14 protein-coding genes and 1 pseudogene are annotated in these 14340 nt (G+C 66.1%); 9 read left to right on the top strand and 6 right to left on the bottom strand.

Going from position 1 to position 14340, the window contains the following annotated elements; genetic code table 11:
• The first annotated feature begins 58 nt into the window (after positions 1-58).
• A complete protein-coding gene (locus tag NR798_RS10140) occupies positions 59-2203 on the top strand; it encodes a LysM peptidoglycan-binding domain-containing protein (protein WP_375771246.1) in 2145 nt (714 codons plus the stop codon).
• A 62-nt stretch (positions 2204-2265) separates the two neighbouring features.
• Here NR798_RS10140 and NR798_RS10135 read toward each other — a convergent pair whose 3' ends face one another.
• Positions 2266-3234, bottom strand: coding sequence for a hypothetical protein (locus NR798_RS10135; protein WP_375771245.1), 969 nt, complete (start codon positions 3232-3234; stop codon positions 2266-2268).
• Positions 3235-3477: 243 nt separating this feature from the next.
• Here NR798_RS10135 and NR798_RS10130 point away from each other — a divergent pair.
• The 3 genes and pseudogenes from NR798_RS10130 to NR798_RS10120 form a co-directional block, all read left to right on the top strand.
• A pseudogene (locus NR798_RS10130) lies at positions 3478-3567 on the top strand (RNA polymerase subunit sigma-70); the annotation flags it as partial.
• 376 nt (positions 3568-3943) lie between these two features.
• Positions 3944-5872: a S8 family serine peptidase gene (locus NR798_RS10125; RefSeq protein WP_375771244.1), complete on the top strand. Its 1929-nt coding sequence runs from the start codon at positions 3944-3946 to the stop codon at positions 5870-5872.
• 109 nt (positions 5873-5981) lie between these two features.
• Positions 5982-6944 (top strand): energy transducer TonB, encoded by a 963-nt coding sequence (locus tag NR798_RS10120; RefSeq protein ID WP_375771243.1) that lies wholly within the window; start codon positions 5982-5984, stop codon positions 6942-6944.
• Here NR798_RS10120 and NR798_RS10115 read toward each other — a convergent pair.
• Both NR798_RS10115 and NR798_RS10110 read right to left on the bottom strand, forming a co-directional pair.
• Positions 6928-7065, bottom strand: coding sequence for a hypothetical protein (locus NR798_RS10115; RefSeq protein WP_375771242.1), 138 nt, complete (start codon positions 7063-7065; stop codon positions 6928-6930). The two genes, NR798_RS10120 and NR798_RS10115, sit on opposite strands and share 17 nt — an antisense overlap.
• 77 nt (positions 7066-7142) lie before the next feature.
• Complete coding sequence (locus tag NR798_RS10110) at positions 7143-7364, bottom strand: hypothetical protein (protein ID WP_375771241.1); 222 nt, start codon at positions 7362-7364, stop codon at positions 7143-7145.
• 167 nt (positions 7365-7531) lie between these two features.
• Between NR798_RS10110 and NR798_RS10105 the strand changes: the two genes are divergently transcribed.
• On the top strand, positions 7532-7834 hold the full coding sequence (locus NR798_RS10105; RefSeq protein WP_375771240.1) for a TetR/AcrR family transcriptional regulator: 303 nt from the start codon (positions 7532-7534) through the stop codon (positions 7832-7834).
• 38 nt (positions 7835-7872) lie between these two features.
• Positions 7873-8022, top strand: coding sequence for a hypothetical protein (locus tag NR798_RS10100; RefSeq protein WP_375771239.1), 150 nt, complete (start codon positions 7873-7875; stop codon positions 8020-8022).
• Positions 8023-8024: 2 nt separating this feature from the next.
• On the opposite strand, the gene NR798_RS10095 is transcribed toward NR798_RS10100, so the two are convergent.
• The 3 genes from NR798_RS10095 to NR798_RS10085 all read right to left on the bottom strand — a co-directional run bounded on the left by NR798_RS10095 (position 8025) and on the right by NR798_RS10085 (position 10951).
• Positions 8025-8318, bottom strand: a complete 294-nt coding sequence (locus NR798_RS10095; protein ID WP_375771238.1) for a hypothetical protein — start codon at positions 8316-8318, stop codon at positions 8025-8027.
• A gap of 106 nt (positions 8319-8424) precedes the next feature.
• Complete coding sequence (locus tag NR798_RS10090) at positions 8425-8931, bottom strand: peptidase inhibitor family I36 protein (protein ID WP_375771237.1); 507 nt, start codon at positions 8929-8931, stop codon at positions 8425-8427.
• 1261 nt (positions 8932-10192) lie between these two features.
• Complete coding sequence (locus NR798_RS10085) at positions 10193-10951, bottom strand: J domain-containing protein (protein ID WP_375771236.1); 759 nt, start codon at positions 10949-10951, stop codon at positions 10193-10195.
• A 271-nt stretch (positions 10952-11222) separates the two neighbouring features.
• Here NR798_RS10085 and NR798_RS10080 point away from each other — a divergent pair, with 271 nt between their 5' ends.
• The 3 genes from NR798_RS10080 (at position 11223) to NR798_RS10070 (ending at position 13946) form a co-directional block, all read left to right on the top strand.
• Positions 11223-11717, top strand: coding sequence for a helix-turn-helix domain-containing protein (locus tag NR798_RS10080; RefSeq protein ID WP_375771235.1), 495 nt, complete (start codon positions 11223-11225; stop codon positions 11715-11717).
• A gap of 923 nt (positions 11718-12640) precedes the next feature.
• On the top strand, positions 12641-13354 hold the full coding sequence (locus NR798_RS10075) for a hypothetical protein (RefSeq protein WP_375771234.1): 714 nt from the start codon (positions 12641-12643) through the stop codon (positions 13352-13354).
• Positions 13329-13946: a hypothetical protein gene (locus tag NR798_RS10070; RefSeq protein WP_375771233.1), complete on the top strand. Its 618-nt coding sequence runs from the start codon at positions 13329-13331 to the stop codon at positions 13944-13946. Before NR798_RS10075 ends, NR798_RS10070 begins: the two co-directional genes overlap by 26 nt.
• Positions 13947-14340: the final 394 nt, after the last annotated feature.

Below are 14340 nucleotides of genomic sequence, written 5' to 3'. Positions count from 1 at the left end.
CGCATGGGCCGGCACGGCCGTACGCGCAGGTGCATGGGCCACAAGGAACAACGCAACCATGAGCACGTATCGGATCCGTTCGGGTGACACGCTGTCGGGCATTGCTCGGCGGCACAACACCACCGTCGATGAGTTGGCACGCGCCAACAAGATCGAGGACCCCAACCAGATCCGCGCCGGGGAGAGGCTCCAGATCCCCGATGGTTTCGATGCCCCGTCCACCCAGGGGACTCGCCGCCGCCCCCGCGGCCGCCCCGTGGACACCTTCACGCCCGCGACGAGGCCCCAGGCCCGGGCCTCGGCCGCGCCCACCTCCGCGACAAGGCCCCCCAACCGGCCCGCCCGGCCCGGGACCGCGGCCGCGCCCACCTCCGCGACGAGGCCCCAGGCCCGGGGCTCGGCCGCGCCCACCTCCGCGACGAGGCCCCCGGCTCGACCCGGGACCGCGGCTGCACCCACCTCCGCGCCGAGGCCTCCGACCCGGCCCGTGACGGCGGCTCCCGCCGCGCCGACTCCCATGACCGCGGCTCCGGCCGCGCCCACCGCGCCGGCGTCCGGAACCCGGCCCGTGACTCCGGCCGCGTCCACCGCGCCGACTCCCGTGACCGCGGCTCCGGCCGCGCCCACCGCGCCGACGCCCGAGACCCAGCCCGTCACCGGGGCCGCGGCCGCACCCACTTCCGCGCCGACGCCCGTGACCGCGGCGGCTGCTCCGGCCGCGCCCACCGCGCCGACGCCCGAGACCCAGCCCGTGACCGAGGCGGCGCCTGCCGCGCCCACCGCGCCGACGCCCGAGACCCAGCCCGTGACCGCGGCTCCGGCCACGCCGACGCCCGGGGCCGCGCCCACCACCTCGCTGAGGCCCGAGCCCCGGCCCGACACCTCTCTCCCGCCGCTGGGAACGCTCAGCAGTCAGTATGAGTCCCGGGGAGACGTCGGCAGCGTCTCCGATAACGATGGAGATCCCGGCGGCCCGTCCTACGGCACGTACCAGATCGCGACCAACACGGGCACGGCGCAGGAGTTCGTGGACTCGCTGGCCACCAGCCACCCGGAATACCACGCCGCGCTGTCCCCCCATGAGCCCGGCACCCAGGAGTTCGGCCAGGCCTGGAGGGATCTGGCCGCGAGCGAGCCAGAGGGGTTCGGCCAGGCGCAGCACGAGTTCATCGTGGACACGCACTACCAGCCGCAAGTCGACAGCATCCTGGAGGCCACGGGACTCGACTTGAACAGGCGCTCGGCCGCGCTGCGCGACGTGGCCTGGTCCACCGGCGTGCAGCACAGAGGCACCACGCCCGATATCTTCGAGGCCGCGCTCGCGGGGCGTGACCCGGCCACCGTCACCGACGAGGAGCTCATCGAAGGCGTCTACGCCGAGCGCGGCCGTACCAATCCGGACGGCACGCTGGCGCGCTTCCACAGCAGCAGTCCCGACATCCAGCGAGGCGTGGCCAACCGCTTCGTGAATGAGCAGGCCGATGCGCTCGAGATGCTGGCGCGGGAGCGGATGCTCCAAGCCGCTGGCGCGATACCGGCCACCGCGGGTCCCGTCCCCGAGGATTCCGCCGCCAACGCTCCGATTGCCCAGCAGACTCCCGCCGGCCTGACGGCACCGACGTCCGCGCTGATTCCCCCGTCGCGTCCCGAGGGCCTGACGGCTCCTCCGGGCATGGCGGCCCAGGTGCAGATGCCGTGGTACAGCCAGTTCGACCCCGACCGTGTCGAGCGTGCTGGCAACCAGGCGTGCTTCCGGGCGGTCACGGCGATGGCACGCGACGCGGGCGTGACGGTGCAGGGCCCGGATCGCCGCATCCAGGTCGGCACGAGCGAGAACGAGGAGGGCCGCCTCACGGTGGACTCCGCGCGCGCCCAGCAGGGCCGTGAGTACATCGACGGCCAGCTCGACGCGGGCCGGCCGGTGGTGGTGGGGGTGAGCCACAAGGATGCCGACTACAACGTGGACACCCTGACGGATCACTTCGTGGCCATCACGGGCCGCGGCGTCGACGAGCAGGGCCGCACCTTCTACACGTTCCACGACCCGGGCACGCGCCACACCGACGTCGGCATGGACACCAACCCGAACAACCGCTTCTACGTCGACGGCAGCACGGGGATGATGTACCGGCCCGCGCAGGCGGGGGGCGGCGTCGATCATCGCGGCTACGACGTCTCGATGGTGCGCCTCAACGCGCAGTAGCCGCCGTGCCATGTGAGGTCTGGGGGCGGTGGGAATCGAAGCCGCCGCCGGAGGCTAGCTCGTCAGCGGGAGGACAGAGCAGAGGGCCATAAGACAGGGGTGGAGAGCCCTTCCATGGACAGGAGGAGCTTCTTCGTCCGCGCGTCGAGGATCAGCGTCTTGGAACCTGAGCTGCTCTCATCCACGGAGATCAGCAGCAGGTCGCCCTGGAGCTGGAAGGAGACGGAGGTGCCCGGCGTCTCGGGCACTCCCTCCACCGGAACCAGCTTGCCGCCCCGCTCCCACCGCACGGGGACTTGGGGTACGTAGCCGTCACCCTCGGGTTCCATCCGGTAGTAGATCGGTCCTCCCGGGGTGGCGATACGCATCCAATCCCCCGCCGCCTCATTGAAGCCATTCTTCATCTCCGGAAAGGCCGCGTGCAGCAGCTTCTGGGCGGGAGCGCCTGGAGGAAGTTTCTGGCTCTGGTCGAGCTCCAACCCGGACAGGGTGGTCACGGGCTGGAGCGTCCGAGTGGTCTCGAGCGCCGAGAACCAGGAAGAGGTCGACTTCAGCTCGATGCGCTTCCAGCGCTCTCCTTCGAGCCGGTAGGCCATGACGATCGCTGGATCTCCAGGGCCCTCCACCACGGGGTATCGCTGACCTTCGAAGGAGATGAACCTCTTGCCGTCCGGCCCCGGTTTCGGCGGGTTCGCCACGAGGGCATAGTTGACCAGCGCCACCAGACGCCCCTGCCGGTCGAAGCTCACCCGATCGACGACGGGCACATCCCCCTGCGTGGGCACCTTCGGCTCGGGCAGTCCGGTGAGGGGCAGCAGCGTGCCCTTCCGCTTCACCAGATCCACGAGCCACAACCGGAAACCGGGCTCCGGGTCCTTCCGGCTGGCCTTGACGAGCCCCTTCCTGCCATCGGGGCTCCAGGCCAGGACAGCCGATCTGCAGGACTCATCGAAGGAGAAGACGACTTGTGGCGCGCCAGAGGGAAGCGGCTGCCGTACCCAGTCGCACCCGTCGTCCTCCCTGTCCTTCAAGTACGAGAGTGACGATCCATTCGAGGCAGCGCGGCTCGGCGTAGAGCCCGCGAGCACGAGGGCCGCGAGCAGGACATGTCCGGGAGAGAGAGGCATGGAGGGCTGTCTAGCGCAGGTGGGTGGTGAGGGCGATGGGTGCACGCCCCGGCGCTCAACCCAGACAAGCGCATCGTCCTGCTTTCCAGGGCCAGGGCCATCTGCCCACTTCGCGCTGCCCAACATCCGCGGGCAGTGGCCTACCGGATGCTCGGCTCGCTCAGCGAGGCGGACGACGCCGTCCAGGAGTCCTGGCTCCGGTTCAGCCGCGCGGACACGCGCGGAGTCGAGAACCTCGGCGGGTGGCTGGCGACCGGGGTGGCGCGGGTGTGCCTGGACATGCTGCGCTCGCGGGAGGCGCGGCGCGAAGAGGCCATGGGCGTGCACCTGCCCGAGCCGGTCATGAGCCGCGAGGCGGGGGGCTGCATAGCGTTTCCACCGGCGCACCGGGCCGGCCATCCTCGTCCCCCCGGAGTGCAAGCGTGCTCGCGGGCCGTCGGTGCCCCCTTCGCTCAAGCCTTCCAATACAACCCGTATAACGAGCGCCTCTCGCGGTCTGGGAAGGACGTTCGTAGTGCCTCATTGGAACAAAGGCTTCGCTCTGGCGATCGGTCTGTGCAGTGCTGGGCTTCTCGCGGCCGCGCCCGCGCTCCCTCCTGGCGAGTCCGAGCGCGTGGCTCCACTGCACCAGGGGTCCAGCGACACCTCAGGGCCCATCCGGGATGCGCAGGGACGCATCCACTACATCGTGGAGTTGTACGACGCCGCGGCCCCCCGGCTACCGGGCAGAACGCCGGCGGGGCTGGGACCCGCCAGCGATGCCGCCCTCCAGGCACATCATCAGCTCATGGAGGAGATGGGCGCGGAACACCAGTTCGTGCCCACCACCACCACCCGCCTCATCGGCAAGAGCTTCTCCGCCTTCCTGACCTCGCGGCAGGTGGAGCGGCTCCGGCGAGACTCCCGCGTCGAGAGGATCTCCGAGGACAGCCGGATCGAGCTCAGCGCGGCGTGGACGAATACCGGCAGCACGGAAGTCGCCTCCTGGGGCCTCAACGCCGTGGGCGGGTGGAGGAGCAGCTACGGGACGAGGAAAGTCTACGTGCTCGACTCCGGGGTGGACTTCCACGGCGACCTGAACGTCGTCGAGCGCATCCCCGCCATGGATGGAATCCCGGTGGCCTCGTGCTACCGGCACGCGACCCATGTGGCCGGCATCATCGGCGCCCGTGCGAATGCCCAAGGGGTGCTCGGCGTCCATGCCGGGGTTCCCATCGTCTCGGTGGCGGTCGCAAGCAATCAGTCGCTGAGCCCCTGCATCCCCGACGTGCAGGCCACCACCGTGTACCAGGGCCTCGAGCGCATCAGGGAACGCCTCATCGCGTCCAGGGTCGTCGGCATCGTCAACATCTCCATGAACAGCCCGGACTACAGACTGGGCCTGCTGTTGGGCAACAAGTTGAAGAGCATGGCGCTCCCCGACCCGAGCCAGGGCTATCCAGGGGCGTTCATCGTCCAGTCCGCGGGAAACGGCCATCAGGACGCGTGCCTCGTCTCCTATAACGATCCGAAGCCGGATGACGGAATCATGGTCGTCGGCGCTCTCGACGACAACGGCCAGCCGGTGAAGCCGCTCAATGGCAGCCTCCGGTTCCAGAACATGCCCTATGCCAAGAACGAGCCGGGTTCGAACTTCGGCCCGTGTGTCGAGGCCTGGGCTCCAGGCAACGTCATCCGCTCGACGTGGTCGGGCGGCGGCTACATCAACCTGTCCGGCACGTCGATGGCGGCCCCCCATGTCACGGGGTTGGCCTCGGTCCTCGCGGAGTCCCAGGGGCTGACCTCGCCGGTCCAGATTGAACAGGCGGTGCGGGCGAAGCTCGTTTCCCTGCCCGGCTCGGCGGCGGTCCTCCCCGGCTCGACGGGAGTCATGCCGAACCTGAACGGCCAGGGCGCCTTCGCCCAGCCGACGGTGGCATTCAGCTCCTCATACTTCGAGGGGCCCGACAGCGAGGTCCGCACGCTGAAGTACGACTCGGTGGGCGCCACCAGCTGCAACCTCCGCGTGCTCAAGAACGGCGCGTACTGGTACCAACTCCCCAACCTGCCGCCGGCCTACACGGTGCTCAATGGCACGCTGCCGGCGGGTCAGTACCAGTGGACGGTGGACTGCACCACCGCCCAGGGAGTGCGGGCCAGCGCAGTGGCCTCGGCGACCATCCGGCGCCTTGCCTGGCTGATCAACACCACCAGCACCGGCTATGTCTGGCGCGAGTTCACCGGCCCTGCCCACGAGTCCACCACCACGTTCACCTGGAGCGCGGGAGCCCCGATGTATCAGCGGTACGAGAGCGTTGGCTTCGACGCCTGCGAGGTGACGTCCTCTGGCGTCTCCCGGAAGGACTTCTACTGGGAGACGACGAAGCTCTGGAGCAGCGGGGTCTATCCCCCGTCGCTCGACTTCGGGGTGTTCTACATGGACAATCCCCTCACGGCCGCGCCCCCCTACGGGCCCTTTGACAAGTACAAGTGGCAGGTGGAGTGCTGGAACTCGGCTGGCACCAGGATGAGCGCGACCGTCTACGGCACCCAGTCCTACTGACGCCCACCCACGGTGTCAGATGACTCGTAGGGCGCAAGGTGCCGGAACGGGTCCTTTGACACCTTGCCGGGGCGCACTGGGGGCAGGCAGTGATATCGAGGCTTCCACCATGCCTCGATTCCTCAAGGGGTCCGCCCCGCGCTCCTTATCCCTGCTCCTCACGCTCCTCGCCGGCTGCGCGGCCGGCACTGCCGGTTCGGGTGTTGCCTCCGACGAGGATGCACAGGAACTGCGGCAGAAGGCCGTCTTCCTCTGCGAGCACCAGCAACTCCTGGCACCCGTCGTCTCGCGCTTCCCCGAGGGGGTCGAGCCCTCCGACTTCATCCGGCAGGAGGATCTCGACTTCATCCAGCGTACCCCCTCGCTGGCCGCGCCCACGGAGCTCGATGTTCCCGGCCTCCAGGCCGAGCTCGCTCGCTACGTCCAGTGCGAGTCCGGCCGGTTGAGCGTCTGGGGCGACCTGGCCACTGTCGAGCTCCGGCAGCTCCGCCCCCAGTGGGAGGACCCCCTGTTGCGCACGCCGGAAGTGCTCGCGCCCACCTCGCCCGAGCAGCGCCGCTCCGCCCTGGAGCTCTGGGCCCGCCAGAACCCCGCCACCGTCTCCTACCAGCACCAGCTGTGGTTCGTGCGCACGCCCGAGGGCTGGCGGCGCGACTACTCGCTCCCCGAGGAGGAGGCGCTGTTCTCCACCCACTTCGCGGTGCCCCGTTGCGAGGGCGCGCCGGGCGTCCCCGGGCCCGGCGAGGGTACCGGCCCGGCGCAGGTCATGGGCGAGCCGGACGATGTCGTGCCCTTTCAGAATCACATGAGCGCACCTCGGAGACTCTGGGGTCCCCGGCTCGAGCTTCCACCGGAGGCCCGCGAGCAGCGCGTCGGGGGAGTGGGCCGCGCTCGCTGCACCATCAACCGCGAAGGACGCGTGAAGGACTGCTGCGTCTTGAAGTCCCTCCCGCTCGTCGATGGGCCCTTCGTCCGCTCCCTGCTCCGCTCCCGCTACACGCCCGGGCTCCTCGATGGCCAGCCCATCCAACTGCGCTACACCTTCACCCTCCGGCTCACACCTCCTCGCTAATCCACCCGGCGCCGAGCGGCGGTCTCACCGTCTCCATCCAGCCGCTGTACGCGGCGTGGGCCTCCGCGCCAGCGACCGTCACCTTCCCGGCCGGCCAGGAGACCGTGAGCTTCACGGTCACGACACAGCCCACCACCACCACCCGGACCGTGAACGTGACGTCGAGCTACGGCCAGGTCGTGCAGAAGCCGCTGACCATCACCCCGACGACCAGCCGGGTGAGTCCATCACCTCGTCCCCGAGCGGGCTGCGCGTGAACGTCGGCAGCACGGGCAGCATGGCCTTCCCCACCGGCACGTCGGTCACGCTCACGGTGAGCAACGGCCGCACGGCGGTGTGGTCGGGCGGCTGCTCCAGCAACGGCAACCGGACCCGCAGCTGCACGGTGAGCCTCACCAGCTCGACGTCGGTGACCGCCAACGTGAACTGAAACGCAACGTCCTGACGTGAAAACGGCGGCGCGGCAGGCCCGAGCGCCTCGGGCTGCCGCTCCCCCAAGCAGGTGTGGAGGAGGCGAGCGTGGCACCCCTGGCAGTGGCCAGGAAGGAGCCGGTGAAGGAGAAGACGCCACGAGAGGACCCGGCTGAATGGCTGTGGAGGAGCTCGCCACGGCAGCCCGGGTGGCACCGGCCACGGTGTACCGGAACTTCGGGGCGAAGGAGCGGCTGGTGCTCTGGGACGAGTACGACCCGATGCTCCTGGAGGCCATCTCCGAGCGGCTGGGCACGCTGCCCCCACAGGAGTCCACGCTCGAGGCGCTGGTGGCGTCCCTGGACGCCCTCTACGGCGAGGACCGCAAGCGTATGCTCCGGCGCGCGCGGCTCATCTCGGAGCATCCCCAACTCCAGGCGGTGACAGCGGCGGACCGGTGTCCTTCGCCCGGGCACTAGCGGCTGTCTTCCTGAAGCAGCGCGCGTGCGGGGATTCTTTGGAGGCCGACGTCCTCGCCGAGGCCATTGCGGGCCTGCTGGACGCGGCCATCCGCCACTGGGTGAAGGCGCGAGGTCGTCCTCCGCTGCGTGACGTGCTCCGGAAGGCCTTCGGTTACCTGGCCCTCCGGCGCCCCGCCTCCACTTGATTCTACAACGCTTCTACATACGCCTTCGCCTCCTTCAAGGACAGCCCCAGCTCCGTCACCACTTTCTTGATCGCCTCGAGCTTCTTGTCTTCTTTGACGAGTGCCCGCAGTTCATTGTCCATTGGAGAGACAGAGGAAGACACGGACACACCTACTTGATTTGCGATCTGATTCAAGATCGCATCCATACGCCTCAAGCGCCTTTCCAGAAGGTCTATCTTCCTCGTCAACGGTGAAATGCTCATCGCCCACACAAGGGGCATCAGTCCAAGAAAAACGATGATTGCATATCCCATACCTCACCTCCGTGCGTCAGCCGACGACCCTCACCGGTGACAAATACCTCGAGCGCGGTTCTTCGGAGCGTCCATCGTGACCGTTCGGGATGACGTCGCGCCATGCTCACCGCAACTGGTCCGGAGTCAAGTGGGTGAGCGGCCCGCCACAGACGATCTCGATGGCGTCGATCCGATCGTTCATCGGCCCCTCATCGTTGGCCATATCCTGGGACAGGTCCAGCAGGTAGTCGCCGGACTCCACTGTCTTGAGATAGATATAGTCATTGCCGGAGCCGGAGTAGTCATAGACGCGCGCATCCGCGACCGGGAGTCGGTTGTTGTAGATGGCGCTGACCTTGTCACTCCAGGTGCCGCCGCCCTTGAAGGGCAGCTTGCTGAGATCCACCGTTCCGCATTTATCGAAATCGAGATGCTCGCCGCCGTTCTCGATAAATCCCTGGGCGTCGGCATAGACGCACACGTCCCCATCGGGGCAATTGGGTGGCCCCGCAGAGGCCCGGCCAGACAAGCCAACCAGCGCAAGGACCATCGCCACCCCGCTCAGGCCCGACCAACGCCAGCCCGCCCGTCCCCAACGGCTCGCCCAATGCGTTTCATTCTTGACATACAAGCACATGCGCTCCCTCATGGAGTGCGCCCGGAGGCGCATCAGAAACAGAGAGTGGGCCCTGGGGAGAATGTGACGAAAGAATCGTGAGGGGCCGGAGAGGACAGCGTCAGGAGGGCCCTCCGCGAGGCACCCTGACATGCAGCCCCACTCCGTACACCCGGGCATACGGGCTGCGGAGGATTGCCCAATGTCGTGCTGGAGCGGCGCGCGAGCACACGCCCGAGGGCCCGGACCCCTGCGCCCCCCTCGCTCGGCCCGCCCGGACAGCCCCTCGGCACGCCCCCGCCTCGGCGAGAACGGTCCTTGGCAGGCAAACCGTGGAGGGCTCCATTGTTGGGAAGCCCACTCCAGGCCGGCCCAACGCCCGCAGCAACCTGACAGCCCATCAAAGACAGGCGGGAGATGGCGCTGGAGCGCAAGCGTATGACTCGAACAGACAAGACACTGCGGGTGAAAATGTTCTAGAGAGCGCGCGAAGCACACAGGGGAGCGCCGATGCAGACCAAGAAGCGGCTGGGAGCAATCCTGCTGGATCTGGGGATGGTGGACGGGCTGCAGCTGCAATTGGCACTGGCGTACCAGCACAAGTGGGGCGCGCCGCTGGGCCAGGTGGTGGACCTGCGCTGGTGCCTCCGCCTCGGGCAAACCTCACGAGATTCCACGGGGTCTTCGCTCCAAGCGCGAAACTACGGCCATTTCTGGTCCCCCAAGCAGGTGCGGAGGAGGCGAACGAGGCGCTCCAGGCAGCGGCCAGCAAGGAGCCGCTGAAGGAGAGGACGCCGCGAGTGGACCAGGCCGAGCTGCTCAGGAAGACGTTCGACTTCGACGTGTTCGCCTGCGTGAGATGTGGAGGCAGGCGGAGTGTGTTGGCGGGCCGTGAAGCAAGCGCGCGGGGTGCGCGCGATTTTGGAGCACCTGGGATTGCCCATGGCAGGTGCGCGTCTGGCCCCAGCGCAAGGCCACCCCAGGCCGCGTGGTGTTGAGCTCAAGACAGCCAAGAGGCCCACGTCCCCTGCCGCCCCCCTCCTGGGAGGACGGCCTGGGCCGGCGTGTACCCCAAGGCGACTGCGCGGCCTCTCCACCGGCCTGGCGCACCACTCGGCCGACCCCCTTCAGCGGCCCTCCTCCACCTCTCTGCTCCAGCCCTCTCCCTCAACAGGCCTCCCATCCTTCTTATACGCGCGGCCGATTGTCCGGGGGCTTGGAGCAGCTTGTACGAATCCTTTGACACCTTCCGCTGCACCCCATCGAAGCGACCGCTCTATCTCTCGCACAAGATATACAGGAAATTCGACCGGCTCTCGGAGGTGAGCCCGCCCCCTCCAGAATGAATGTTCTCGACCACCGCCTTGGAGTTGGCCCTCAGCGCGAAATCAATCAGCTCTTGCTCCATGCTTCGGGCGATTTCGGGTGAATAGGCCTCGTAAAGCAGCACCATGCGAGTCCAGCCCTCCTCTGCATGCTGCTGAGCGCGCAAGGCCGGGTTGGCGGTTGCCCCCACATAGAACCGAGAACTGTGGCTCAAATAACCTCTGAGCTTGTTCTTCAGCACGGGCATGGCCTTCTTGGGCACAAGGTCCGTGACAATCTTGTTTTCGATCATCTTGTTGTTCCTCCAATCTGGGTTGCCCCGCGCAATGCCCTCGATCACCTTGTAAATGGCGAAGGCGGCCAGTCCAACCAGGCCCAGGACCGCCAGCAGACCTATGCCGAACGCCTCGCCCTGCGCGTGGACTGTGTGTGTTTCCGGAGAAGACTCATTCGCCTCCGGCGCTTGAGGGGGTGGTGCAGCAGGCGGTTCCGTTGCGCTATTGCCTTGAAGCGTCAGGTCATACGCCGCCCGCTTCTCCTGATCGCCAAGCAGCGTGTAGGCCTCGTTGATTTTCTTGAACTGCTCCGCCTTGAGCGTGTTGCCAGCGTTCTGGTCCGGGTGCGTTTCCATGGCCAGCCGCCGAAAGGCTTTCTTGATTTCCTCAGCCGTGGCGTTCCCGGGAACACCCAGAATTTCATAATGCGACATTTGTGATTCCTTACTTTCCTCGAGGAACTTGACGCCTCGGCGATTTCACACGTGTGGGCGCCTACAATGTCCCGTGTCGGTGTGACACCCACTATTACCGCGCGTTGAACCATCCACCGGGCGAGTCCCAATCGCTTGGTTCGCTCGCCTGCTGTGTTCCCAAATGTGCCTGAGGAGGGGGCTGTCGTCAACAAGTCGTTCCTGCATAATATGCAGAAAGGAGTGGGTGGGGAAAATCTCCCTGGTCGTAGTATGCTTCCAGAGGTCATCCATGAGCCCTGGACAAGCTAAAAAGCCAAGTGAATCAGAGGTTTACGCCCTGGTCCTTGGGAAGATCATCGCGACCCTTCGCGAACAGAGGCAGTGGACGCAGGAGCAACTCGCCACCAGGGTGGGGGTGACTCAGTCCACCCTGTCCCGAATCGAGCGCGGCCAGGCTCACCCAGATCCTTTCACCTTCAAGAAGTTCGCTGAGGTCTTCGGGCTGAGCGTCGACGAGCTCCATAAGCGCGTGGAAGCCGCCATGGAGGCCACGAAACGTGCGACCCAGGGCGTCACGGAGAAGGCCACGGGCTCCACTCCCTGGTGGGAAGTGGCACTGGGGCTCGCTGGTATCGTCGGGCTGATCGGGCTCGTGTCTTTCGCCGTGGCGGCCATCCTCGAAGAACAGAAGCCGACCGAGCCGGAAGAACCGGAGCCCGCCCCGCCCAAGGCCGGTCCCGAGGAACCATCTCCAGCACCTCCCCCACGCGAACCGACTCCTTGAGCCGGGAAGGTGTCAAACGACGGATTCGTTCCGACACTCGGCAGGCAAGCGGCGGGTCTTGGCGTACGTGAAGGGAGCAGGAGGGGTGAGAGCGCTTCTGGAGCACCTGGGGTTGCCCACGGCAAGTGCGCACCTGGCCCCTGCGCGAGGGCCGCCCCAAAGCGCGTGGTGTTGAAGCTCAAGCCGCCACAGCCAGCCAAGAGCGCCAGGCCCCTGCCGCCTCCCTCCTGGCAAGGCGGCTGCGCAGGCGTGTGTCTGCTGGAGATGAATGGCTTCTGCTCCGGCCCGGCGTGCGGCTCATCGGCTCCCCGTCAGCGTCCCTCTCCTCCCCGCGCTGCTCCCGCCCGCTACGCCCAATAGGGCTCCTGTCCTTCCTATGCTCCATAGCCAAGAGACCTGATGCCCCTGCCGCGCTCCTCATGGGAGGGCGGCCTGGGCAGGCATGCCCAAGAAGGCTGCGTGGCCTCTCCACCGGCCCGGCTCACAGCTCGGCCGGCACCCGTCAGCGGCCCTCCTCGGCCCCTCTGCTCCAGCCCTCCCCCTCCACACCGCCTCTCTCCTGCCTATACGCCTCTGGGTGCTGACCTGCTTCATCGCGGCTCCGATCTACATCGCAGCTTCGTGCCTCCCGTCATCGGCCTCGCGATGCTCTCCTACCGCTTCTACGAGGCGCCCTTTCTCCGGCTGAAGTCACGGCTCTTCTCACGCAGGCGAACACGTTGAAGTCGAACGTCTTTCCTCTGCAGTTCTGCCCAGTCCGCGCGCGGCGTCCTCTCCTTCTTCGGCTCCTTCCTGGCCGCTGCCTCAAGCGCCACGCTCGCCTTCTCCTCTCCTGCTTGGGGGAGCCGGTCCCTCCTGTAGCGGCTACCGCATGGAAGGGTATACTGAACTACCTTTGCATCCCTGCCGCACGGAGAATACGAGTGGGAAACGAACCTGCCACCGCAACACCACCCCTTCCATTGCCTCACACAAGTGAGGATGGTAAAGCCTCGAAACTGGCTCCGGTCTCACCACTCCAGTCTGACGGCAACTCTAAGACCAACACAATTCTTTCCGAGCCCAACAGGCCGAAAGACATCAGGCCACGCAGCAAGAAGAGGAGTGGTGAGAAGACGTTCCTCTATGCCGTCATCACCACCACCGTCGTCTTCCTTCTGGTTGCCACGGCTTGGTTCTCGCTTCGCGCAACGGCCAGTTACAGCGACGCCGCTCAGGCGGCGACCGAGGCGTACGCTCAGGGAAACCTTGGCGCGCAGGACGCACTGATGTACCGGTTCGTCTTTGCAAGAGCAGAGGATGCGGCATTGATCAAGGGCGGCACATTGCTCCTCAGCTTCCTCGTCGTCGTATTGGGAGCACTGATGGTGCTGGAGGGGACACAGGCCTTCTACAAACTCAGCCTCGAAGGAGAGGCAAAGAAGTCCGCACTGGAGACGTCCTCGCCAGGACTGGTCATGATTTCACTTGGACTCGCGCTTGCCTATGGCGTCATCTCCTACAAGACCGAAATCGACCTCACGGCGGTTCGCCGGGCATCACCTCAGGACACGCAGCGGTCAGAGACCGCGGACACCGAGGACAACAACAACTCGCAGGCCCTGGACCCCCATGAAGAGAAACTTCCCACCAAGTAGCCGCGCCATTCTGCTCGTACTCCTGTGTCTTGGCTTGAACGCACAGGCAGCGAGCAAAGAAGTCGAGAAATTCTTTGAGGGATGCGCAAAGGCAGCAGCCAAGCAGGAGCTCAAATTCCTTCAGAGTCAACTGAACTCCGCACGCAAGAAGGTGCGGGGAGACTACCGCTATTTGTATTATCAGGCAGTCCTTCTCTTCGCGAAGGGTGAAATCGTAACTGGCCAGAAGATGAGAACCGCCGTGCTGGTGGCGCTGAAGGCAGACGGGCATCCGGACGCAACCATCCAGTTGACGGAAGCTCAAATGAACAAGCTCTACGAAGCAGCCCTTCAAAACGCCATAGTCAAGGCCGTTGAAATCAACGAACCTGAATACCAAGAGGATACCGTAAACAAGGAACTCCTGGAGGTTTTCGAGCAACCCCCGCCGAGATGTCCCAAGGTAGTTCCCTGCCCACCCTGCCCACCCTGCGAATGTTCCGAGGAGGAGGATTCATCCGCTCCGCATTCTCCTGACGCTGGCGTCTCACCTTCGAGCAATGAGAACACAGCACCAGGCCAATCAGCGTCACCCGCTCCAAAGCCCGACTGATGCGACACCCAATCCATTCAATCATCCGCACCATATCGCTCGTGTTGCTGTGTTGGATTTCACCCGCCCAAGCTGCCGATCAAGATGTAGAGAAATTCTTCGAGTCTTGCGCGAAGGCCGCCCAGAGCAGCAGCACCAAGCCACTTCAGCAGCAATTGGACGCAGCCCAAGGGAAGGAGCGGAGCGACTATCGATATCTGTACTACCAAGCTGTTCTTCTGTTCGCACGGGGTGAGATCGCCGCTGGGCAAGGGATGCGGCAAGCCACACAGGCCTCGCTAAAAGCCGATGGCTACTCCAGTACAGCAAGAAAGGAAGTGGAGCGACGGTTGGAGGCTCTTTATCAAGCAGCCCTCGAACGAACTGAGCGCAAGGTTCTCACCCTCCCCGGCAC

The organism is Archangium gephyra, assembly GCF_042230915.1.
GTDB classification, from domain to species: Bacteria; Myxococcota; Myxococcia; order Myxococcales; family Myxococcaceae; genus Archangium; species Archangium gephyra_B.
This window is presented reverse-complemented; position numbering and strand designations above follow the sequence as displayed.